This is a genomic window from Schauerella aestuarii (assembly GCF_009866805.1).
In the GTDB taxonomy this organism is placed as follows: Bacteria; Pseudomonadota; Gammaproteobacteria; order Burkholderiales; family Burkholderiaceae_B; genus Schauerella; species Schauerella aestuarii.
Map to the genome: position 1 here is coordinate 43,005 of NZ_SIZW01000042.1, position 21,099 is coordinate 64,103.

Sequence of the window (21,099 nt, forward strand, 5' to 3'; positions counted from 1 at the left end):
TCAATCATCGCTTTCTTGCAAGGACGCGCGCATGTACGACCTGATCATCGCCAACAAAAATTATTCGTCGTGGTCGTTGCGGCCGTGGGTATTGTTGAAGATGCTGGCGATTCCGTTCAACGAAAGGTTGTTTCCGTTTGGACCGGCGTTCGAGTCGGCGGCTTTTCTGCAAGCCTCGCCCACCCGTCGCGTGCCCGTCCTGCGCGATGGCGACGTGACCGTCTGGGATTCGCTGGCCATCGTCGAATACGTGGCCGAGTCGCATCCGGCCGTGTGGCCTGCCGACCGAACGGCACGCGCCTGGGCGCGTTGCGCGGCAGCTGAAATGCATTCGGGCTTTACCACCTTGCGCAATCAGTGTGCGATGAGCTGCGGCGTGCGCGTCGCGCTGAACGACACGCCCGCCGCGCTCGGCCGCGAGTTGGCGCGCATCGGGAGCTTGTGGCGCGAAGGGCTGGACACCTTCGGCGGCCCATTCCTGGCGGGCGATACGTTCACTGCGGTCGACGCTTTTTTTGCGCCAGTGGTGTTTCGCCTGCAAACCTACGGATTGAGCGTGGGCGCCGAGGGCGATGCGTACGCGGCCCGCATCCTGGCGCTGGACAGCATGCAGGCGTGGTACGCGGCCGCGCTGGACGAAACCACCACCGAGGCATCGCATGAGGCCGATGTGCTTTCAGTCGGCATTATCACGCATGACTTCCGGGTGACCGCCAAGCAGAATGCCTGAACGCGGTCGCTGCGCGCACGCGCACGTAAGAGGTTCCTGCTTGGGACCGGATCGACGCGCCGCCCGGCCCCATCGGGGCTGCGGCGTCCAGATGTGCGCGTCTGTTGCCGCCACACTGCGATTTGGCGATAAAAATCCGGCTATTTTCTCGCCCATAGAGGCTAAGCCATGGTTGCGCGGCAGGGCGTTTCGCGCTGCCGGCGACGTCAAAGTGCGGATGGCGGGCACCATGACAGCGGGCGCCGTGCGAGGCGTGTTGCGCTGCTTCATGCTTACGGCTTACGCCGCGGCCGTTACGCTCTGACACGGTTGGAGTTTGGTTTTTCTGTGGACCACGGTAAGCTTGGCGCCACGCGTCGGGACGGCCCTGTCATCAGTAGCACCGCTCCCCACTCGTTTTTTCAATCAGGAGCCAATGCATGAACCAAGAACAACTCGCCAAAGTCGCCGAAGGCCAGGGCTTTATCGCCGCACTGGACCAGAGCGGCGGCAGTACGCCGAAGGCGTTGAAGCTGTACGGTATCGAAGAGTCTGCCTATAACGGCGATGCTGAAATGTTCGATCTCGTCCACGCGATGCGCAATCGTATCGTGGCCAGCCCCGCCTTCGACGGCAAGCGCGTGCTCGGCGCCATCCTGTTCGAGCAAACGATGGACCGTCAGTTCGAAGGCAAGGAAGCGCCTGCCTACCTGTGGGAAGTCAAGAAGGTGGTGCCGTTCCTGAAGGTCGACAAAGGCCTGGAAGCGGAAGCCAACGGCGTGCAGTTGATGAAGCCGATCACCGGTCTGGACGATTTGCTCAAGCGTGCGGTAGCCAAGGGTATCTTCGGCACGAAGATGCGCTCGGTGGTGAACGAAGCCAATCAAGCCGGCATCGATGCCGTGCTGGATCAACAGTTCGAATACGGTGTGCAGATTTTCAATGCCGGCGCGATGCCGATTCTGGAACCGGAAGTCTCGATCAAGGCACCCGAAAAGACCAAGATCGAAGAGATGCTGAAAGCGGGTTTCCTCAAGCGTCTGGATGCGTTGCCCGAAGGCGTGAGCGTGATGCTCAAGCTGACGTTGCCCAACGTGGATGGCGCGTTCCAGGAACTGGTCGACCATCCGCGTGTGGTGCGTGTGGTGGCGCTTTCCGGCGGCTATGAGCGTGACGACGCCAATGCGCGTCTGTCGCGCAACCCTGGCGTGATCGCCAGCTTCAGCCGTGCACTCACCGAAGGCTTGACCGCCCAACATTCGGACGACGGGTTCAACAAGGCGCTCGACGGCAGCATCGAAGGCATCTATCGGGCGTCGATCACCTGAGTATCACGGGGCAGCGTCTGTCGCTGCCACGCCCTGATAGTCATGTCTTGTCGTACGACAACTAGAGCAGTCAGGATATCGAAGGGCCGCGCAAGCGGCCCTTTTCCATGTGCGTTGATCGGGTGCGTTCCGCATCCTACCGATCGGGCTGAAAGCCATGTTACGCCAAGCTTACGGCGATACTGACGGCTTGCTGAAAGGCGAGGGAAAGCCCCTAGAAAACGGCGCTTGACGATGAAATCAGGCGATCCATATACTCCGTTCAGTTGTATGACAACAGACGGAAAACATGGCGCCGATTGCGAATATCTCATCGAACGACTCCAGCAGGCATTGTCATCGGTTACTGCTGACCGGCGCGAGCGGCAACCTCGGTCGCGTACTGCGGGAACGCCTGCGGCCATACGCCGACATCCTGCGGTTATCGGACATCAACGATCTCGGGCCGACTGCAGCACACGAAGAAGCGATCGTCTGCGACCTGGCCGATGCCGACGGTGTCGACAGATTGGTGCAGGGGGTGGATGCCATCGTGCATCTGGGCGGCGTTTCGGTGGAGCGGCCGTTCGATGAAATCCTGCCGGCCAACATCCAGGGCGTTTACAACCTCTACGAAGCGGCGCGCAAGCAGGGTGTGAAGCGCGTGGTGTTTGCCAGCTCCAATCACACCATCGGCTTTTATCCGCAGGGGCAGACGATCGATACCGACGTGCCGCTGCGCCCGGATGGTTATTACGGGATCAGCAAGGCGTTCGGCGAGAATCTCTCGCGCTTTTACTTCGATCGCTATGGCATCGAAACGGTCTGCCTGCGAATCGGTTCGTCGTTTCCCGAAGCGCGCGACCGCCGCATGCTGATTACCTGGCTGGGCTACGACGACCTGACGCAGTTGGTCGTACAGTCGCTGTTTGTGCCAAACGTAGGCCACACCATCGTGTATGGCGCGTCGGCAAACCGCGAGTCGTGGTGGGACAACAGCCGTGCCGCGCACCTGGGATTCGACCCGCAAGAGTCGTCCGAGCAATTTCGCGCCAAAGTGGAAAGCCAACCCCCGCTGGCTGCCGACGACATCGCTGGAAAGTTCCAGGGCGGCGCATTCGTCAAAGCCGGGCCCTTCACATCATGAACCTCGCACCCGATCTCGAAAGCGGGTCCACGCCTGGCAACGCCGCGGCGAAACCGGCGCATCGGGTTGGCGACATGCGTTGCGGCGTCGGCGAAAGCCCGGTGTGGCATGCGCGTGAGGCCGCGCTCTATTGGACCGATATCCCCGGGAAAACGCTGTGGCGGTTCGATTCAGCAACGGGTGTCGCGCGTCATTGGACCTTGCCCGAGATGGCCGGCTGCATGGCGATCTGCGATGGCGGGTGGTTGCTGGCCATGGAAACCGGCATCTTTTATCTGCCGTCTCCTTTGGCGCAGGATGGCGGTGCGGTGATGCCGAAGCGCCTGGCCGCAGTGACCCACGCCGCGCCCGATATGCGGTTCAACGACGGCCGCTGCGATCGGCAGGGACGGTTCTGGGCCGGCACCATGGTGCAGGACATGAGCGCGGGCCAGGCTGCCGGGTGCCTGTACCGCTTCGACGAGCGGGGCTTGTCGGCACCGATCCTGCGCGATTACATCGTGCCCAACGGCATGGCGTTCAGCCCCGATGGGCGCACGATGTACGTGTCCGATTCGCATCCATCGCGGCAGGCCGTATGGGCCTATACGTACGACACGATCACCGGCACCCCGCATTCGCCCCGGCTGTTCATCGACATGACGGCATATCCCGGGCGGCCGGACGGCGCGGCCGTCGATGCCGAGGGCGGCTACTGGATCTGTGGCAACGATGCCGGCATGGTGCATCGCTTTCTGCCCGACGGCCAACACGATCGCAGCATTGCGGTGCCGGTCGCCAAGCCGGCCATGTGCGCGTTTGGCGGGCCCAATCTCGATACCTTGTTCATTACGTCGATCCGCTTGCCGAGCCATGCGCCGGAAAGCCTGGATGGCGCTGTGTTTGCCCTGTATCCCGGCGTGATCGGTCTGGAGGAGCCTGCCTTCGCCGGCTAGCGCCTGGCCGCATCGCGCACCCCACGCATCGACGATCGACACACCCGCACCATCGACCCGCTACGCCGCATCACGCACGACGCCGTCCACGCATTCGATGTAGTACCCCAGTTATTCGGCGCCCCAAGCGCTCACAACAATAAACGCCTTTAAAAGACGTTGCCCGGAGGTAGACATGCTGCGCTTCACACCATCCCGTCTCGCAGTGGCGGTGCTCGCCACGTTGCTCGTTCCTGTTGCTCAGGCGGCGGAACTCCGATCTGCCGACATCCATCCCGACGATTACCCCACGGTCACCGCCGTGCGCTACATGGCCGATCTGGTCAAGGAGCGGACGGGCGGCAAGACCACCATCAAGGTGTTCGCCGGCAGCGCACTGGGCTCTGAAAACGATAGCCTGGAACAGGTCAAGCTGGGCGCACTGGCGATGGCGCGCGTAAGCAGCGCGGCCATGCACAATATCTGCCAGACCACCCGTGTGCCGTCGCTACCGTTCCTGTTCAAGTCGACCGATCATCTGCACCGGGTGCTCGATAGCGAGGTGGGCGAAGAGATCCTGCGGTCTTGCGAGAAGGCCGGTTTCGTAGGCCTCGCGTGGTACGACAGCGGCGCGCGCTCGATGTACACCCGCAACAAGCCGGTGCAAACGCTGGCCGACGTGAAGGGATTGAAAATTCGCGTGCAGCAATCGGACCTGTCGGTTGCGATGGTCGAGGCGATGGGGGGCAATGCCACGCCGATGAGCATGGGTGAGGTGTACACCTCGCTCAAGACCGGATTGGTGGATGCGGCCGAGAACAACTTTCCCAGCTACGAAAGCGCGCATCACTACGAAGTCGCCAAGTTCTATTCGCTGACCGAGCACACGATGACGCCGGAAATCCTGGTGTATTCAAAACGTCAGTGGGACAAGCTTTCTGCCGAGGATCAGAAAATCATTCGTACGGCGGCCAAAGAGTCTGTGCCCTTCATGCGCAAGCAGTGGGCCGAGCGCGAAACGAAATCGCGGCAAACGGTGGAGAAGGGTGGCGCACAGGTGGTGCAACCAGACAAGGCCACGTTCCAGGCGGCCATGCAGCCGGTGTATGCGCGGTTCGTGACTACGCCGGAGATGAAGTCCCTGGTCGAACGCATTCAGGCCATGCCGTGAGAGGTTAGTCATGCTTGCACATTCGACACCGCCTGTTTCGCCCGTGACCGGGCAGCTTGATCCTGGGCGCTGGGCGACCAGCCGCTTTCTCAACGGTTTTACCGCGGCCTGCGCCGTGCTGGCCCGCTTGTGCATGTGGATCAGCGTGGCGGGGCTCGTGTTGCTGATCGCAGCAGTGGCGTTTCAGATTTTTGGGCGCCATGTCCTGAACAACACCCCCACGTGGGCGGAAAGCCTGTCGTTGTTGCTCGTGCTGTACGTGACCATGCTGGGCGCGGCCGTCGGTGTGCGCGACGCAGGGCACATCGGCTTCGAAGTCGTCATCGCCGCGCTGCATGAATCGGCGCAACGCCGCATGCAGATCCTGATCCATCTGCTCGTTTTGATCTTCGGCGCGTTGATGGCGTGGAACTGCGCGGTGCTGGCCGAATCGGTGCACGAGTACGCCATGCCCAATCTGGGCATCTCGGAAGGCTGGAAGTATGCCCCCGCTGCGTTGTCCGGTGTGTTGATCGTCATTTTCTCGATCGAGCACATCGTGGCCATCCTCCGTCATCAAAAGGTGGTTCCCGCATGGCACTGACCATCCTTTCCGTAGGCTTCATGGCCTTTCTGATCATCGGCGTGCCGGTGGCGTTCGCCATCGGGCTCTCGGCCATCGGCGCGATCATGTACGAAGATCTGCCGATCGCCGTGGCGTTCCAGCAGATGACGTCGGGAATGAATGCCTTCTCGTTTCTGGCGATTCCGTTTTTCATCTTCACCGGCGAACTGATGCTCTATGGCGGCATTGCCGATCGTATCGTCACCTTCGCCAAATCGCTCGTGGGCCACGTGCGCGGCGGCCTGGGCATGTCCAACGTGGTGGCGTGCACACTTTTCGGCGGCGTGTCGGGTTCGCCCGTGGCCGACGTCTCGGCAATGGGGTCGGTGATGATCCCCATGATGAAGCGCGAGGGTTACGACGCGGATTACGCCGTCAACGTCACCACGCATGCCGCACTTGTGGGCGCGCTGATGCCGACGAGCCACAACATCATCATCTACACGCTGGCGGCGGGTGGCAAGGTATCGATCGCCGCGCTCATCGCAGCCGGCGTGATCCCGGCGCTGATTCTTACCGTGTGCAATCTGGCGGCGGCCTATCTGGTGGCACGCAGCCGCGGCTATCCTTCCGGCACGTTTCCGGGGTGGGCGATCGTCGGCCGTTCACTGGCGGCGGCATTGCCGGGGTTGTTCGTGGTAGTGCTCATCATTGCAGGCATCCTGAGCGGCGTGTTTACGGCGACGGAATCGGCGGCGGTGGCGGTGCTGTATGCGCTGGCGCTGACGGTGTTCATCTACCGCTCGCTCACATTCGATCAATTCGTGCGCGCGGCGGCCAAGGCCGTCAAGACCACCGGCATCGTGCTGCTGCTCATCGGCATCTCGGCCACCTTCGGCTATCTCATCAGTTTTTATGGCGTGGCCGAAAAGACGGGCGAGATGATGGCGGCGATTTCCACCGATCCCTGGGCCATCTTTCTGATGGTCAACGTCATCCTGTTTCTGCTGGGCACGTTCCTGGACATGGCGGCAACCATCCTCATCTGCACGCCGATCTTCTTGCCGATCTGCATGCAGTACGGCATGAGTCCGGTGCAGTTCGGCATCGTCATCCTGCTGAACTGCGCGCTGGGATTGAACACGCCGCCGGTGGGCACGACGCAATTCATCGGATGCGCCATCGGCCAGGTATCGGTGGGAACGGTGATGCGAACGATCTGGCCGTTTTACGGTGCGTTGATTGCCGCGCTGGCGCTCGTCACCTACGTGCCGGCGTTCTCGATGTGGCTGCCCAGCGTGCTGCTCAACTAGAAGTAATCCGGATGCCGCGCGCGAATCTCGTCGACCTGGGATAGCGTGCCCGACAAATGTGCGCGCAGGCTGGCCTGCGCGACATCCGTTTGCCGCGCCGCGATCGCCTCAACGATGCGCAAGTGGTCGTCGATCACTTGCTGCATTTTGCCTGGCGTGGGCAGGTGCAGGCGGCGCAGCCGTTCGATGTGACCGCTGCGGCTTTGCAGGAGCTGCAGCAGTTCGCCCATCCCCGCGGCACGATACAGTTCACGATGGAACGCGTGGTCGGCGTCCGAGAAAGCCAGGTAATCGGCTGCGGCCGCCAGGCGCGTTTGGTCCTCCAGGATGCGGCGCAGCCGCACGATCAGATCGGCGGTGACGGCGTTCTCGGGGGCCGCCAAGTCGCGCACGATTTCGAGCTCGATCGCGCGGCGCAGAAAATGCGCCTGAACCGCCTTGGTCATATCGATCTTGCTCACCCGCGTTGCAGCCTGCGGAAACACATCCACCAAGCCTTCTTCCTGCAGGCGCATCAGTGCGTCGCGCACCGGCGTCTGACTAACACCGAATTGCGCGGCCAGTTCGGTCCGGGCGAGGGCGGTGCCTGGCGGCAAGCTCAAGCTCACGATCCTGTCGCGCAGCAGTTCATAGAGCTGCGGGGCGACTTGGCGCAGACGATCGAGGGCAATAGGAGCGTTCATAGGCAAGGGGATGGCATGGCGCACGCGCTGAGGATGCAAGCGTACCGCATTTCCTTGCTTATGAAATACTAATGTTTTAGTATTTGACGCAAGCAGGCAGACGTTCGATCCGCCGCTCACAAGCCAATCAGACCGGTGCATCAGACGCCGGCATCGGAGACAAACCAATGTTCAAAAGCACCTTGCGCGCGACCGTGTTCGCACTCACGCTCAGCGCCGCATTCGGTGGGGCCGCACACGCCGCCGAAAAAACCGAGATCACGATCACCAAGCAACCGAGCATTCTCTATCTGCCGGCCATCGTGATGGAAAAGCAAAAATTGATCGAAAAGCAGGCGGCCGCACTGGGTTTGCCTAATCTGACGGTGCAATGGCGGATGTTCTCGGGCGGGGGCGCGGCCACCGATGCCTTGCTCTCGAACAACGTCGACATCGTCAATAGCGGGCTGGGCAATCTGCTATTGCTATGGGACCGCACGCGAGGTGGCGTAAAAGGCATCGTGACCAACTCGGCGCAGCCAGTCGTGTTGATCAGCCGCGAGGCGCGCATCAAGACCCTCAAGGATTTCCAGCCCACGGACAAGATCGCGGTGCCTACCGTGCGCATTTCCACGCAAGCCATACTTTTGCAAATGGCCTCCGAACAAGCGTTTGGCACTGGCCAGTGGGGCAAGCTCGATCCCAACACGGTCCAACTTGGGCACCCTGACGCCGCGGGCGCTTTGTCCAACCCCAAGCATGAAGTGGCCAGTCATTTTTCGGCGCCGCCGTTCGACTTTCAGGAGCTGAAGAACATTCCGGGGGCGCACATCGTGTTGAGTTCAGCCGACATCATCAAAGGCGGATTGTCGCAGTCGACATTGTTCACCACCACAGCGTTCGCCAAGGACAATCCGAAGACGATCGACGCCGTGATCGCCGCCTCCAAGGAAGCAGTCGAGTATGTGAAAACCCACACGCGCGAATCGGTTGAAATGTACAAGGAACTCAGCGGCGACCGCACCAGCATCGACGATCTGATGGCGATGATGAAGCAGCCGGGCATGATGAATTTCCAGACGGCGCCTGCGGGCAGCATGCAGTTTGCCGCGCATATGCACAAGGTGGGCATCCTCAAAACCGAGCCGCGCGCCTGGACCGAGTATTTCCTGCCGGTCGCCGCCAGCTTGAACGGCAACTGATCGCCCGACCGCACAAGGAGGTGCCATGACGCATTTATTGGATGTGGACGGCGTGACGCTGCGCTACAAGACGCCGTCAAGCCTGATTACGGCCACCGATCGCGTGAGTTTCCAGGTTGAAACCGGCGATCGTTTCGTGCTGCTCGGGCCCTCGGGCTGCGGCAAGTCGACCCTGCTGAAGGCCGTGGGCGGTTATCTCACGCCGGAGGAAGGCGAGATCCGGATCAAAGGACGAACGGTGAAGCGGCCGGGCGCAGATCGCATGATGGTGTTTCAGGAGTTCGATCAATTGCTGCCGTGGAAAACGGTCGTCGAGAACGTGATGTTTCCGCTCTCCGTGGCGCGCAAGCTTGCACGCCGGGAAGCCGAAGAAAAGGCGCGCGCATACATCGAAAAGGTCAACCTGACCAAGTTTGCCGACAGCTACACGCACACGTTGTCTGGCGGCATGAAGCAACGGGTGGCCATTGCCCGCGGCATGGCGATGGAGCCGGACATCCTGTTGATGGACGAGCCCTTTGCCGCACTCGATGCGCTCACGCGTCGCCACATGCAGGATGAACTGCTGCGGCTGTGGGAAGACACGCGATTCACCGTACTCTTCGTCACGCACTCCATTGCCGAAGCCATTCGCATCGGGAACCGCATCCTGCTGCTCTCGCCCCATCCGGGCCAGGTAAAGGCCGAGGTCAACGATGTCGATCGCGTGTCGGCCGAGAACGGCGAGGCTGCCGAACTCGAGAAGCGCATTCACGATTTGCTGTTCAACGATCCGCATCCGGAGACCACGGTATGACGCAAGCAACCATCACGATGCGCGATGTGGCCGGCGATCGTGCCGCCGCCGGCGAACGGGCCGTCGTCGTACGCGAGCTCGGCGCGCTCGAGCGTGCCTGGAACAATGCGTTCGTGCGAAAAACGCTCATCATCATCGTGCTCGCCGTGGCATGGGAAGTGTATGCGCGCATCCTCGATAATCCGCTTACGTTTCCCACGCTGAGCGAGACGATCAAGACGCTGATCGAACGCATCGGCGACGGCGTGTTGCTCACGCGCGCCTGGACGTCGATCAAGGTGCTGTTGCTCGGCTATTTCGTCGGCCTGGTGCTGGCGGGATTGTTGACGATGTTGGCCATCACCACGCGCATCGGGACCGACTTTCTCGAGACGATGACCGCCATGTTCAACCCGCTGCCGGCCATTGCGTTACTGCCGCTGGCCTTGATCTGGTTCGGTCTGGGCACGGCAAGCCTGGTGTTTACGCTGGTGCACTCGGTACTGTGGGCCGTGGCGTTGAACACGCATGCTGGGTTTCTGAGTGTGTCGCATACGCTGCGCATGGTGGGCCGCAACTACGAGCTCACCGGTTTCGCGTATGTGCGCCGCATTCTCGTGCCGGCGGCGTTTCCGTCGATTCTGACGGGACTGAAGATCGGTTGGGCGTTTGCCTGGCGCACGTTGATCGCCGCCGAACTCGTATTCGGCGTGGCCTCGGGGCAGGGCGGGTTGGGATGGTTCATCTTCGAGAACCGCAACCTGCTCGATATTCCCGCTGTGTTTGCGGGCTTGCTAACCGTTATCGTGATCGGACTGGTCGTCGAAAATCTGGTGTTTCGCACGATCGAGAAAAAAACCGTACGCCGTTGGGGCATGCAAGGATAAGAGAGAGACATGACAACACCGAGAAAAACCCCGGAATCGCTGCGCAGCGCGCGCTGGTTCGCCCCTGACGATCTGCGCGGCTTCGGCCACCGATCGCGTGCGATGCAGATGGGCTACGCGCCCGAAGAATGGGCCGGCAAGCCGGTGATCGCGATCATCAATACCTGGTCCGATATCAATCCCTGTCATACGCATTTCAAGCAACGTGTGGAAGACGTCAAACGCGGCGTATGGCAGGCGGGCGGCTTTCCGATCGAATTGCCGGCGATCTCATTGGCCGAGCAATACGTCAAGCCGACCACCATGCTCTATCGCAATATGCTGGCGATGGAAACCGAAGAGCTGATCCGCTCGCATCCGGTCGATGGCGCGGTGTTGATGGGTGGCTGCGATAAAACCACGCCGGGGTTGCTGATGGGCGCCACCAGTGCGGGTGTGCCGGCGATCTACATTCCGGCCGGCCCGATGTTGCGCGGCAATTGGCAGGGCAACACCTTGGGATCGGGTTCGGACGCCTGGAAGTATTGGGACGACCGGCGTGCCGGGGTGATCAGCGAGCCCCAGTGGATCGGCATCCAGGCGGGCATTGCGCGCAGCCACGGCACCTGCATGACGATGGGCACGGCCAGCACGATGACGGCCATCGCCGAAGCGCTGGGGATGACCTTGCCGGGCGCATCCTCGATTCCCGCGCCGGACGCCAATCACATCCGGATGTGCTCCGAGTCGGGCCGCCGCATCGTCGAGATGGTGTGGGAGGATTTGAAGCCCGCCGACATTCAGACGCGCGAGGCGTTCGAGAATGCCATCGCGGTGGCGATGTCGATGGGCTGTTCGACCAACGCGATCATTCACGTGATCGGGCAGGCGCGGCGCGCCAATGCCGATATCGGCCTGGACGATTTCGAGCGCTTCAGCCGTCTCGTGCCCGTGATCGCCAATGTGCGGCCAAGCGGCGACAAGTATCTGATGGAGGACTTTTTCTATGCAGGCGGCTTGCCCGCGTTGATGACGCGCATCAAGGACCATCTGCACCTGGACGCTATGACGGTTACGGGCCGCACACTCGGCGAGAACATCGCATCGGCCGCAGTATTTAACGACGACGTGATCCGGCCGCTGGACCGACCGGTATATGCCGAAGGGTCGCTGGCGGTGCTGCGCGGCAACCTCGCGCCGGAAGGTTGCGTGATGAAGCCAGGTGCATGCGAGCCGCGCTTTCTGAAGCACAGCGGTCCTGCATTGGTGTTTGACGATTATCCGTCGATGAAGGCCGCGATCGATCGCGAAGACCTCGACGTCACGCCGGATCATGTGCTTATCCTGCGCAATGCCGGTCCGCAAGGCGGGCCGGGCATGCCGGAGTGGGGCATGCTGCCGATCCCGAAGAAACTGGTGAAGCAGGGCATCCGCGATATGGTGCGCATCTCGGACGCCCGCATGAGCGGCACGAGTTATGGTGCCTGCATTCTGCACGTGTCACCCGAATCGTATGTGGGCGGTCCGCTGGCGCTTGTGGAGAATGGCGACATCATCAGCCTGGACGTGAATGCGCGCACGATAAACATCGATGTGCCCGAAGCGGAACTGGCGCGGCGGCGTGCGGCCTGGCAAGCGCCACCGGCGCGCTTCGAGCGCGGTTATGGTTGGATGTTTTCCAAGCACATCGAACAAGCCCATAAAGGCTGCGACTTCGACTTCCTGAAGACCGATTTCGGCGCGCCAGTGGGCGAACCGGATATCTTTTGATCCCGGCGGCGGTGAGCGGCAGGCCGACGCCGAAAGCCTAGGCCTGAGCGAAGGCCAAAGCCAACGTCAAAGCCAAAGTCAGCGCGAAAGCCAACCCTGGCATCAACGCCTCCGCAAAACCTTTCGAGAGCATGCTCTCAATCTCTTAGAAGCGAACCGATCAGTGAAAGACGATACCCGCGAAAAATTGCTGCATGTGAGTGTGGCCACGTTGACCACCTGCCTTTTCAAGCGTGGCCTGCGCAATCAATTTATTCAGGACGTGGCACCCGTCGGTGCGCCGCGCGGCAATATGGTGGGTGAGGCGTTCACGTTGCGCTATATGCCGGCGCGCGAGGATCTCAATGGGCTGGAGGTGTTTCGCAATCCCGCCCACCCTCAGCGCAAGGCCGTGGAGGATTGCCCGCCGGGCGCCGTGCTGGTGATCGACAGCCGCAAGGATGCGCGAGCTGCCTCGGCGGGCGGCATTCTGGTCACGCGGTTGATGCGGCGAGGTGTGGCGGGCGTGGTCACGGACGGCGGCTTTCGCGATTCGCATGAGATCGGCGAGATGGCGATGCCGGCCTATCATCACCGGCCATCGCCACCCACCAATCTCACGTTGCATCAGGCCATCGACATCAATGTGCCGATCGGTTGCGGCGATGCACCCGTGTTTCCGGGCGACGTGATCGTGGGCGACGCCGAAGGCGTGATCGTGCTGCCGGCTCATCTCGCCGACGAGATTGCGGTTGAGGCCTTCGAGATGACGGTGTTTGAAGATTTCGTCACCGAGCAAGTGGATGGTGGCCGCTCGATCGTCGGCCTTTATCCCGCCACCGATCCACAAACGCTCACGGATTTCACAGCCTGGCGCAAGCAGCGCGGCAGGTGACGGTACGATCGATGCGCATGTTCTCGACCAGCACCGCGCCGATAAACGTGCGACCGACGAGGTAAGAAATGCGGTATGGTGCCCGGTGAGCGACGCCCGATGTCGCCACTGCCGCATGCACTCGCATGCGCGCGTGTCACGCAGCTTAAAGGAGCAATTTCCATGAGTGGATATTTCGTCTTGAAGCAGAGCGGTACGCAGTACATGTTCAATCTCAAAGCAGGCAATCACGAAACCGTTCTGACGAGTGAGCGCTACACCACCAAGCAATCCGCGCAAGGCGGCATTGCTTCGGTGCAGCAACATGCCGCGCACGAAGAACGGTTCAAAAAATCGACAGCCAAGGATGGCTCGATGTACTTCACGCTCACGGCAAGCAATGGTGAGTCGCTGGGGCGCAGTGAGATGTATCCCTCTGCCGCGGCACGCGATAAAGGCATCGCGGCGGTGAAAACCGCGGCCGTGAATGCCCCCACCAAGGAAGGCTAGTAAGCATCGCGTAAGAGCGGTGCGATAGGGGTTTTTTCTGCATCGAATGCTGCAGTTGCACCCGTGTGTCAGAAAGGTAAAACCCTTGGGTAAACCCCTAGCGATTCCTGTCCCACTTCATGCCTATAATCCGCCCCACAGTCAGGCGTGGTGCGGCTTTGCGCCCATCTGACAGTGCCAGATGCAACATCATCCATCGACGATGTTGCAGGGTTGCAAGCGGCGTCAGAAGCGTCGCTCATACAGAAAAACATCACGCTTTTTCCATTGCCTCGGAGGGTAGTCATGAAGTCCAAGAACATCATTCAAAGTGTGGCCGTTGGATGCACCGCTGCGGTCGCGCTCGCCTTCGCGCCCGCGCACGCTGAGGACATCCGTTTCGGCTACGCCGCGCCGTTGACCGGCCCGCAGTCGCATTACGGCGAAGACATGCAGAACGGGCTCACGCTGGCAATCGAAGAAGCCAACAAGAAGGGCATCAAGGTCGGAAGCAGCACGGCCAAATTCATCCTGGTTTCCAAAGACGATCAGGCCGATCCGCGCACCGGCGTGCAGGTGGCGCAGCAGTTGGTGGATGAAGGTGTCGTCGGCATCCTGGGGCATTTCAACTCGGGCACCACCATTCCCGCATCGCGCGTCTATCACGATGCCGGACTGCCGCAGATCTCGATGGCGACCTCGCCCGAGTACACGCAGCAGGGCTATGAAACCACTTTCCGCATGATGACGAGCGACACGCAGCAAGGCGCTGCCGTCGGCAAGTTCATCGTCGAAAAGCTCAAGGGCAAGAAGGTCGCGCTGATCGACGACCGTACGGCGTATGGCCAGGGCCTGGCCGACGAAGTCGAGAAGGCGGTCAAGGCGGCCGGCGGTCAGGTGGTGCGCCGGGAGTACACCACCGACAAGGCCAACGACTTCACCTCGATTCTGACCAATATCAAGGGTGCCGCCCCGGACGCTATTTTCTACGGCGGCCTGGACGCGCAATCGGGTCCGATGAAGCGCCAATTGGCCACGCTGGGCATCCAGGCACCGCTGGTGTCGGGCGAGATGACGCGTAGCGATACGTTCATCAAGCTGGCGGGCGACGCGGCCAATGGCACCTTCGCGTCCCTGGCCGGTGTACCGCTGACGCAGATGGCGGCAGGCAAGGATTTCGAAGCGGCCTACAAAGCCCGTTTCAAGAAGGATCCTGGCGTGTATGCCCCGTACGCGTATGACGGCGCGTGGAACATGATCACGGCCATCGAGAAAGCCGGTTCGTCCAAGCCCGAGAAGTACCTGCCGGTGTTGGCCAAGTTGAGCCGCAAGGGTGCGACGAGCGAAAACATTGCCTATGACGAGAAGGGCGATCTGAAAGAAATTTCGGTCACCGTTTACGAAGTCAAGAACGGCAAGTGGGAAATGGTCGAAACCATGGTCAGCCAAGCGGCCAAGTAACCCGTCGTGCGCGAGGCTCTAGCGAGTCCGCGCACACGCCAGGCTGCCTGCGGCAGCCTGATCCCTCCCTTATCGCGTGATCTGCCTTAGTCCTCGGATCGTCGATCCGATGCCGCATGCCGTCATTATCAAAGGCCGCAGCATGGAAATCTTTCTTCAACAAATCATCAACGGGCTGACGCTCGGTAGCGTCTATGCGCTGGTGGCCCTGGGTTACACCATGGTCTATGGCATTATCGGCCTCATCAATTTTGCGCACGGCGACGTGGTCATGATCGGGGCGATGGTCGTCACCGTTGTGGCCGGATCGCTCATGCATGCCGATCCCAACGCCTCGGCGTGGCTGGTGATCGGCGCGGGGCTGCTGGTGGCCATTCCCGTATGCATGATCGTGGGCTGGACCGCAGAGCGCGTGGCCTATCGGCCGCTGCGCCGCGCCCCGCGTCTGGCGGCCCTCATCACCGCCATCGGCGTTTCCATCATCCTGCAGAATCTGGCGATGATGATCTGGGGCCGCAACTACCTGAGCTTTCCACAGGTTATTCAGCCGGCCGTGTATACGGTGGCCGGCGCCCGCATCAGCGGTCTGCAGATTGCGATCGTGGTGATCGCCGGCGCCTTGATGGCTGCGTTGACGTTCGTGGTGCACCACACGCGCCTAGGCACCGCGATGCGCGCCACCGCGCAAAATCGCGAAGTGGCCGGACTCATGGGCATCAACATCAACACCGTCATTTCGGCCGCGTTTCTGATTGGCTCGGCACTGGCCGCCGTCGCGGGCACGATGGTCACCACTTACTACGGCGTGGCGCAGTACACCATGGGCTTCATGCTCGGCTTGAAGGCCTTTACCGCGGCGGTGCTGGGCGGCATCGGCAACCTGGGCGGTGCGATGCTCGGCGGCTTGCTGCTGGGGGTGATCGAGGCGTTGGGATCGGGCTATATCGGCGACCTGACCGGTGGCGTGCTGGGTAGCCATTACCAGGATGTGTTTGCGTTCATCGTGCTGGTTGCCGTGTTGATCTTCCGTCCGTCCGGATTGATGGGCGAACGCGTGGGAGACCGTGCATGACCCAAACCACTTCTCTCAAGCGCGGCTTGCCCATCAAAACGCTGCTGGGCATTGCCCTGGTCGGCGTGGTGCTGGCGGTGCTGCCGTTCGTGATCGGCATCGCCGGTCAAAGCTGGGTGCGCACGCTCAACTTCGCACTCTTGTATGTGATGTTGGCGTTAGGCCTGAACATCGTGGTGGGCTTTGCCGGACTGCTGGATCTGGGCTACATCGCCTTCTATGCCGTCGGCGCATATACCTGGGCATTGCTGGCGTCCCCGCATTTCGGGTTGCACCTGCCGTTCTGGGCCATCCTGCCGATTTCGATTGCCATTGCCGGGCTGTTCGGTGTGCTCCTGGGGGCGCCAACACTGAAACTGCGAGGGGATTATCTTGCGATCGTCACGTTGGGTTTTGGCGAGATCATCCGCATCTTTCTCACCAATCTCAACGCGCCGATCAACATCACCAACGGCCCGCAGGGGATCAACCGTATCGATCCGTTCAAGATTGGCGACTTTACGTTTGCCCGCGCTGAAACGTTTTTCGGCATCCGGTTTACCGGACCCGAGAAATACTATTACCTGCTGCTGGCGATCGTGCTGCTGATCTTGCTGGTCTGCGCGCGTTTGCAGAACTCGCGGATCGGTCGCGCCTGGGAAGCCATCCGCGAAGACGAGATCGCCGCGAAAGCCATGGGCATCAATACCCGCAACGTGAAGTTGCTGGCGTTCGCCATGGGGGCATCGTTCGGCGGCGCGGCGGGCGCAATGTTCGCCGCCATGCAGGGTTTCGTGAGCCCGGAGAGTTTCAGCCTGACCGAATCGATATCGATTTTGTGCATGGTGGTGCTGGGCGGCATGGGCCATATTCCCGGCGTCATCCTGGGAGCCATTTTGCTGGCGGCCATGCCGGAATTTCTGCGTGCGGTGGTGGAGCCGGCGCAGCATATGATTTTCGGTGCGGTCATCCTCGATCCCGAAGGCATTCGCATGCTGATGTTCGGCCTGGCGATGGTGTTGGTCATGCTGTTCCGGCCGGCCGGCTTGTGGCCGTCGGCGGTACGCAAGCGCGAGTTGGCGCGCGGCAAAGGAGCATCGGCATGAGCGTACTGCTGCAAGCGCAAGGGTTGTCGAAACGTTTTGGCGGGCTGCAAGCGCTGTCGGACGTGGGTTTCAGCATCGAGACGGGTGACATCTACGGCTTGATCGGTCCCAACGGCGCCGGCAAGACCACCTTGTTCAACGTGCTCACCAGTCTCTATATCCCGGAAAGCGGTACCTGCACGTTTGCCGGGGAAACGCTCACCGGGCGCAAGCCCCACGAAGTGGCGGGACTGGGGCTCGCACGCACCTTTCAAAATATCCGGTTGTTCGGCAATCTGAGTGCGATCGAGAATGTCATGATCGGTCGCCATATCCGCACGCAGGCCGGCGTGATCGGTGCGGTGCTGCGCGACAAGCGCACCCGCCGTGAGGAGGCCGAGATCGAAGCGCGCGCGCATGCGTTGCTCGATTATGTGGGTATCGGCAGCCGCGCCAATGACGTTGCGAAGTCGTTGCCCTACGGCGATCAGCGGCGCCTGGAGATCGCCCGCGCATTGGCCACCGAGCCGAAGCTGCTGGCACTCGACGAGCCGGCCGCCGGGATGAATGCTTCCGAGACCGTGGTGCTGCGGCAACTGATCCAGAAGATTCGGGACGATGGCATCACCGTACTACTGATCGAACACGATATGAAACTTGTGATGGGCTTGTGCAATCGCGTGCTGGTGCTGGAGTACGGCAAGGTGCTGGCCGAAGGCCGGCCGGCCGACGTGCAGCGCAACCCCAAAGTGATCGAAGCGTATCTGGGCGCGGGCGCCGCTCAGGTTGCCGAAACCGTTCCGGGAGCCACCGCATGACCGCCGCTCAACCTTTGCTGGCCTTGCGCGATCTCGAGGTCGCCTATGGTGGCATCCGCGCCGTGCGCGGCATCAATCTCACTGTCAACGAAGGCGAATTGGTCGCGTTGATCGGCGCCAACGGGGCGGGCAAGAGCACGACGCTGCGGGCAATCTGCGGACTGGTGCCGGTAGCGGGCGGCAGCATCAGCTACGCCGGCCGCGACATGACCGGCACGCCTTCCTACGAACTGGTGCGGCAACGCCTGGTGATGGTGCCGGAAGGCCGGGGCATCTTCGGGCAGCTCACCATCGAGGAAAATCTGGCGATGGGCGGCTACACGCGGCGCGACGCGACCGAGATCCGCCGCGACACGGAGCGGGTATTCGAACTCTTTCCCCGTTTGGCCGAGCGCCGCAAGCAGTCGGCCGGCACCTTGTCGGGCGGCGAGCAGCAGATGGTGGCCATGGGCCGCGCGATGATTTCGCGGCCCCGCCTGCTGTTGCTCGATGAGCCATCGATGGGATTGGCGCCCTTGATGGTAGACAAGGTGTTCGAGGTGGTGCGCACGATCGCTTCGGAGGGCGTGACCATTTTGCTGATCGAGCAGAACGCCAAGCTGGCGCTCGAGAACAGCCATCGCGGATATGTGATGGAGTCGGGCGAACTGATTCTCGAAGGCCCGGCCCAGCAACTGCTGCACGATCCCAAAGTGCGAGAAGCATATCTGGGTGAGGAAAGCTGACGGCCCGGGCCTATACTGAGCCAGGCGCTTGGGGTGCCTATCCCCAAGTCATGCTCCTTACTCGGCGAGGTGTCATCATGGCAGCAAACGCGAAGTCCGATCCGGCGCTCACGCCCGATGCAGCAATCGACCATATCCTGGGGCCCGGCAATGCACGCGTCACCTTGATCGAGTACGGCGATCTGGAGTGCCCGTCGTGCGGTCAGGCGCACGGCGCCGTGCAGCAGTTGCGCTCGCGCTACGCGCGCGATGTGCGCTTTGTGTTTCGTCACTTTCCGCTGACCGAGGTGCATCCGCATGCCGAGCGCGCCGCGCAAGCGGCCGAAGCTGCGGGTGGGCAAGGGCGGTTCTGGCAGTACGTGGATCTGCTATTCAGCCACCAGTCGCATCTGGGCGACCGCGATCTGATCGTATACGCCCAGCAATTGGGCCTCGAGATGCCGCGATTCGAAAATGAACTGTCGGATGAGGTGTATCGCCAGCGCGTGAATGAACACGTGGCGCTGGGCACGCATCTGCGGGTTCGCGCCACGCCCACCTTCTACGTCAACGGCCAGATGGTGGATGTGTCGTTCGGCCTGCAGCGCCTGGAGGATGCCGTCCAGGCGGCGCTGGCGGGCTAGCGGCTAGCGTTTCGTTTTCTTGAATTCTTCGTGGTACTGCTCGGCCATCCCGCGCAAGGCGCGGCCGATGGCCGCGTACTCATACTCGTTGAGGTTGGCCAATGAGGCGCGACCGGCGGGTTGTTGCGTGCCGAAGCCCCGGCCCGGGAGCAGCACAATACCGGTCTCGTCGGCGATGCGGAACAGCAAATCGCCACCGCTCGCTTTTTCCTTGATCCATGCGGCGAACTCGGGACCATACAGCTTGAGCGAGATATCCTCCAGATCGAGGAGCGTGTAGTAATCGACCGCGTTGGGATTGTGCTCGGCCTCGATGCCCAGTTCACGGTACAGCGCCGCCTCGCGGCGATGAATGAGCTTCTTGAGTTCGGCCTTGTAGCGGTCGTTCTCATCCATCAGTGCGAAGAGCGAGAAGAGCACCATCTGCACTTGTTGGGGGGTGGACAGGCCCGCGGTGTGGTTCAGCGCCACGGTACGGCTGTCGGCCACCAACCGGTCGATGAAACGCAGGTCGGCCACGTTGGGCAACAGCGATCCATAGCGCCGATCGAGATTGGCTTTGGTATCGGCGGGCAGTTGTCCCATCTGATCGTCGAAGACGTTGTTCTTGTGGGTTGCGATCACACCCAGGCGCCATCCCGTGGCACCGAAGTACTTCGAGAAGGAGTACACCAGCATGGTGTTTTGCGGGCACAGCGCGAAGAGCGATCGAAAATCGTCCGCGAAGGTGCCATAGACGTCATCGGTAAGAATGAACAGATCGGGGCGATGATCGCGCACGATCTGAGCTACTTTCTCCAGGCTGCGATCGTCCATTTTCACAGACGGCGGATTGCTGGGATTCACGCAAAAGAAAATCTTGATCGCGGGATCTTTCAGTTTTTCCAATTCGGAATCAGGGTATTGCCATCCTTGCGCAGGGTCGGCGTTGATCGCCACTTCATGCAGGCCATATTCGTCCAACTCCGGTATTTCAATATAGGGCGTGAATACCGGCATACCGATGGCGACTTTATCGCCGCGCTTGAGCAATCCATTTTGCTTGAGCGAATTGAAGATATAGGTCATGGCGGCGGTGCCGCCCTCGACGGCAAATAAATCGACGCCGCCGGTGGAGATGAATCCGCCGATCATCTCCTTGACGATGTATTGGCAAACCACCTGCTCGCTGAGCTTGAGCATGCGGGGCGGCACGGGATAATTGCTGCCCAGGATGCCTTCGACGATCTCGTGCAGAAAGTCCGAGGCGGGCAATCCCAATTGGTCGCGAACATAGCTCAGGGCGCGGCCCAGAAAAACGACACCCGGCTGATCGCGATTGTCGGCCACAAAGCGTTCGAAGCGGGCTTCGATCCCTTCGATGCGCGGCAGGCCGCCCACCCCGTTTTTCATATAGGAATACGACAGTTCGGCTTCCGCCACCGCAAACAAGCCCAGGCGGAAGAACGCTCGGCGGGGCAAGGTGGCGAGGAAATTGGGATTGCCGCGGCCCGCGTTGAGCATCAGGCGGTTTTCGCGTCCCGACGCCAGCTTGATCAGTTCATCCTTAAGTTCGAACGGGCTGAGTTTGGCGTATTTGCTGTAATCGGGATTCATCGTGTCGACTCCTTGACA

21 protein-coding genes are annotated in these 21,099 nt (G+C 61.3%); 19 read left to right on the plus strand and 2 right to left on the minus strand.

Annotated features, from left to right (window positions below):
- Positions 1–31 precede the first annotated feature (31 nt).
- The 7 genes from EYW45_RS15310 (at position 32) to EYW45_RS15340 (ending at position 7,105) form a co-directional block, all read left to right on the plus strand.
- Positions 32–730, plus strand: a complete 699-nt coding sequence (locus EYW45_RS15310; protein ID WP_161136313.1) for a glutathione S-transferase family protein — start codon at positions 32–34, stop codon at positions 728–730.
- Positions 731–1,149: 419 nt separating this feature from the next.
- Positions 1,150–2,037 carry a fructose bisphosphate aldolase gene (locus EYW45_RS15315; protein ID WP_161136314.1) on the plus strand — a complete coding sequence of 296 codons (888 nt, stop codon included), beginning with the start codon at positions 1,150–1,152 and terminating at the stop codon, positions 2,035–2,037.
- A gap of 289 nt (positions 2,038–2,326) precedes the next feature.
- The gene (locus EYW45_RS15320; RefSeq protein WP_161136315.1) at positions 2,327–3,163 is read left to right on the plus strand and encodes an NAD-dependent epimerase/dehydratase family protein; all 837 of its coding nucleotides are present in this window, start codon (positions 2,327–2,329) and stop codon (positions 3,161–3,163) included.
- Between the two features lie 74 nt (positions 3,164–3,237).
- A complete protein-coding gene (locus EYW45_RS15325) occupies positions 3,238–4,098 on the plus strand; it encodes an SMP-30/gluconolactonase/LRE family protein (RefSeq protein WP_235939121.1) in 861 nt (286 codons plus the stop codon).
- 175 nt (positions 4,099–4,273) lie between these two features.
- A complete protein-coding gene (locus EYW45_RS15330; RefSeq protein ID WP_161136317.1) occupies positions 4,274–5,248 on the plus strand; it encodes a TRAP transporter substrate-binding protein in 975 nt (324 codons plus the stop codon).
- Positions 5,249–5,258: 10 nt separating this feature from the next.
- Positions 5,259–5,831 carry a TRAP transporter small permease gene (locus EYW45_RS15335; RefSeq protein WP_407924928.1) on the plus strand — a complete coding sequence of 191 codons (573 nt, stop codon included), beginning with the start codon at positions 5,259–5,261 and terminating at the stop codon, positions 5,829–5,831.
- A complete protein-coding gene (locus tag EYW45_RS15340; RefSeq protein ID WP_161136318.1) occupies positions 5,822–7,105 on the plus strand; it encodes a TRAP transporter large permease in 1,284 nt (427 codons plus the stop codon). The genes EYW45_RS15335 and EYW45_RS15340 overlap by 10 nt, the downstream gene beginning before the upstream one ends.
- Here EYW45_RS15340 and EYW45_RS15345 read toward each other — a convergent pair.
- Positions 7,102–7,788: a GntR family transcriptional regulator gene (locus tag EYW45_RS15345; protein WP_161136319.1), complete on the minus strand. Its 687-nt coding sequence runs from the start codon at positions 7,786–7,788 to the stop codon at positions 7,102–7,104. The two genes, EYW45_RS15340 and EYW45_RS15345, sit on opposite strands and share 4 nt — an antisense overlap.
- A 167-nt stretch (positions 7,789–7,955) precedes the next feature.
- Between EYW45_RS15345 and EYW45_RS15350 the strand changes: the two genes are divergently transcribed.
- The 12 genes from EYW45_RS15350 (at position 7,956) to EYW45_RS15405 (ending at position 19,485) form a co-directional block, all read left to right on the plus strand.
- The gene (locus EYW45_RS15350; protein WP_161136320.1) at positions 7,956–8,969 is read left to right on the plus strand and encodes an ABC transporter substrate-binding protein; all 1,014 of its coding nucleotides are present in this window, start codon (positions 7,956–7,958) and stop codon (positions 8,967–8,969) included.
- A 25-nt stretch (positions 8,970–8,994) separates the two neighbouring features.
- Positions 8,995–9,765, plus strand: a complete 771-nt coding sequence (locus tag EYW45_RS15355) for an ABC transporter ATP-binding protein (protein WP_161136321.1) — start codon at positions 8,995–8,997, stop codon at positions 9,763–9,765.
- Between the two features lie 17 nt (positions 9,766–9,782).
- Positions 9,783–10,631 carry an ABC transporter permease gene (locus EYW45_RS15360; RefSeq protein ID WP_407924938.1) on the plus strand — a complete coding sequence of 283 codons (849 nt, stop codon included), beginning with the start codon at positions 9,783–9,785 and terminating at the stop codon, positions 10,629–10,631.
- A 9-nt stretch (positions 10,632–10,640) separates the two neighbouring features.
- Positions 10,641–12,380 carry an L-arabinonate dehydratase gene (araD, locus tag EYW45_RS15365; RefSeq protein ID WP_161136323.1) on the plus strand — a complete coding sequence of 580 codons (1,740 nt, stop codon included), beginning with the start codon at positions 10,641–10,643 and terminating at the stop codon, positions 12,378–12,380.
- 163 nt (positions 12,381–12,543) lie between these two features.
- Positions 12,544–13,254: a ribonuclease activity regulator RraA gene (locus EYW45_RS15370; protein WP_161136324.1), complete on the plus strand. Its 711-nt coding sequence runs from the start codon at positions 12,544–12,546 to the stop codon at positions 13,252–13,254.
- 162 nt (positions 13,255–13,416) lie between these two features.
- Positions 13,417–13,743 carry a YegP family protein gene (locus EYW45_RS15375; protein ID WP_161136325.1) on the plus strand — a complete coding sequence of 109 codons (327 nt, stop codon included), beginning with the start codon at positions 13,417–13,419 and terminating at the stop codon, positions 13,741–13,743.
- 285 nt (positions 13,744–14,028) lie between these two features.
- On the plus strand, positions 14,029–15,183 hold the full coding sequence (locus EYW45_RS15380; RefSeq protein WP_161136326.1) for a branched-chain amino acid ABC transporter substrate-binding protein: 1,155 nt from the start codon (positions 14,029–14,031) through the stop codon (positions 15,181–15,183).
- A gap of 142 nt (positions 15,184–15,325) precedes the next feature.
- Positions 15,326–16,255, plus strand: coding sequence for a branched-chain amino acid ABC transporter permease (locus EYW45_RS15385; RefSeq protein WP_161136327.1), 930 nt, complete (start codon positions 15,326–15,328; stop codon positions 16,253–16,255).
- Positions 16,252–17,340: an ABC transporter permease subunit gene (locus EYW45_RS15390; RefSeq protein WP_161136328.1), complete on the plus strand. Its 1,089-nt coding sequence runs from the start codon at positions 16,252–16,254 to the stop codon at positions 17,338–17,340. The genes EYW45_RS15385 and EYW45_RS15390 overlap by 4 nt, the downstream gene beginning before the upstream one ends.
- Positions 17,337–18,137, plus strand: a complete 801-nt coding sequence (locus EYW45_RS15395) for an ABC transporter ATP-binding protein (protein ID WP_161136329.1) — start codon at positions 17,337–17,339, stop codon at positions 18,135–18,137. Before EYW45_RS15390 ends, EYW45_RS15395 begins: the two co-directional genes overlap by 4 nt.
- The gene (locus tag EYW45_RS15400; RefSeq protein WP_161136330.1) at positions 18,134–18,862 is read left to right on the plus strand and encodes an ABC transporter ATP-binding protein; all 729 of its coding nucleotides are present in this window, start codon (positions 18,134–18,136) and stop codon (positions 18,860–18,862) included. Before EYW45_RS15395 ends, EYW45_RS15400 begins: the two co-directional genes overlap by 4 nt.
- Positions 18,863–18,939: 77 nt before the next feature.
- The gene (locus tag EYW45_RS15405; protein WP_161136331.1) at positions 18,940–19,485 is read left to right on the plus strand and encodes a DsbA family protein; all 546 of its coding nucleotides are present in this window, start codon (positions 18,940–18,942) and stop codon (positions 19,483–19,485) included.
- 3 nt (positions 19,486–19,488) lie between these two features.
- Here EYW45_RS15405 and EYW45_RS15410 read toward each other — a convergent pair whose 3' ends face one another.
- Positions 19,489–21,081 carry a bifunctional aspartate transaminase/aspartate 4-decarboxylase gene (locus tag EYW45_RS15410; RefSeq protein WP_161136332.1) on the minus strand — a complete coding sequence of 531 codons (1,593 nt, stop codon included), beginning with the start codon at positions 21,079–21,081 and terminating at the stop codon, positions 19,489–19,491.
- Between the last annotated feature and the right edge of the window lie 18 nt (positions 21,082–21,099).

Coding starts and splice junctions, on each gene's coding strand:
- EYW45_RS15390 (WP_161136328.1), top strand. CDS start 16,252: ATGACCCAAACCACTTCTCTCAAGCGCGGCTTGCCCATCAAAACGCTG.
- EYW45_RS15385 (WP_161136327.1), top strand. CDS start 15,326: ATGGAAATCTTTCTTCAACAAATCATCAACGGGCTGACGCTCGGTAGC.
- araD (WP_161136323.1), top strand. CDS start 10,641: ATGACAACACCGAGAAAAACCCCGGAATCGCTGCGCAGCGCGCGCTGG.
- EYW45_RS15320 (WP_161136315.1), top strand. CDS start 2,327: ATGGCGCCGATTGCGAATATCTCATCGAACGACTCCAGCAGGCATTGT.
- EYW45_RS15360 (WP_407924938.1), top strand. CDS start 9,783: ATGCGCGATGTGGCCGGCGATCGTGCCGCCGCCGGCGAACGGGCCGTC.
- EYW45_RS15330 (WP_161136317.1), top strand. CDS start 4,274: ATGCTGCGCTTCACACCATCCCGTCTCGCAGTGGCGGTGCTCGCCACG.
- EYW45_RS15355 (WP_161136321.1), top strand. CDS start 8,995: ATGACGCATTTATTGGATGTGGACGGCGTGACGCTGCGCTACAAGACG.
- EYW45_RS15310 (WP_161136313.1), top strand. CDS start 32: ATGTACGACCTGATCATCGCCAACAAAAATTATTCGTCGTGGTCGTTG.
- EYW45_RS15350 (WP_161136320.1), top strand. CDS start 7,956: ATGTTCAAAAGCACCTTGCGCGCGACCGTGTTCGCACTCACGCTCAGC.
- EYW45_RS15325 (WP_235939121.1), top strand. CDS start 3,238: ATGCGTTGCGGCGTCGGCGAAAGCCCGGTGTGGCATGCGCGTGAGGCC.
- EYW45_RS15395 (WP_161136329.1), top strand. CDS start 17,337: ATGAGCGTACTGCTGCAAGCGCAAGGGTTGTCGAAACGTTTTGGCGGG.
- EYW45_RS15410 (WP_161136332.1), bottom strand. CDS start 21,081: ATGAATCCCGATTACAGCAAATACGCCAAACTCAGCCCGTTCGAACTT.
- EYW45_RS15345 (WP_161136319.1), bottom strand. CDS start 7,788: ATGAACGCTCCTATTGCCCTCGATCGTCTGCGCCAAGTCGCCCCGCAG.
- EYW45_RS15405 (WP_161136331.1), top strand. CDS start 18,940: ATGGCAGCAAACGCGAAGTCCGATCCGGCGCTCACGCCCGATGCAGCA.
- EYW45_RS15380 (WP_161136326.1), top strand. CDS start 14,029: ATGAAGTCCAAGAACATCATTCAAAGTGTGGCCGTTGGATGCACCGCT.
- EYW45_RS15400 (WP_161136330.1), top strand. CDS start 18,134: ATGACCGCCGCTCAACCTTTGCTGGCCTTGCGCGATCTCGAGGTCGCC.
- EYW45_RS15315 (WP_161136314.1), top strand. CDS start 1,150: ATGAACCAAGAACAACTCGCCAAAGTCGCCGAAGGCCAGGGCTTTATC.
- EYW45_RS15340 (WP_161136318.1), top strand. CDS start 5,822: ATGGCACTGACCATCCTTTCCGTAGGCTTCATGGCCTTTCTGATCATC.
- EYW45_RS15335 (WP_407924928.1), top strand. CDS start 5,259: ATGCTTGCACATTCGACACCGCCTGTTTCGCCCGTGACCGGGCAGCTT.
- EYW45_RS15375 (WP_161136325.1), top strand. CDS start 13,417: ATGAGTGGATATTTCGTCTTGAAGCAGAGCGGTACGCAGTACATGTTC.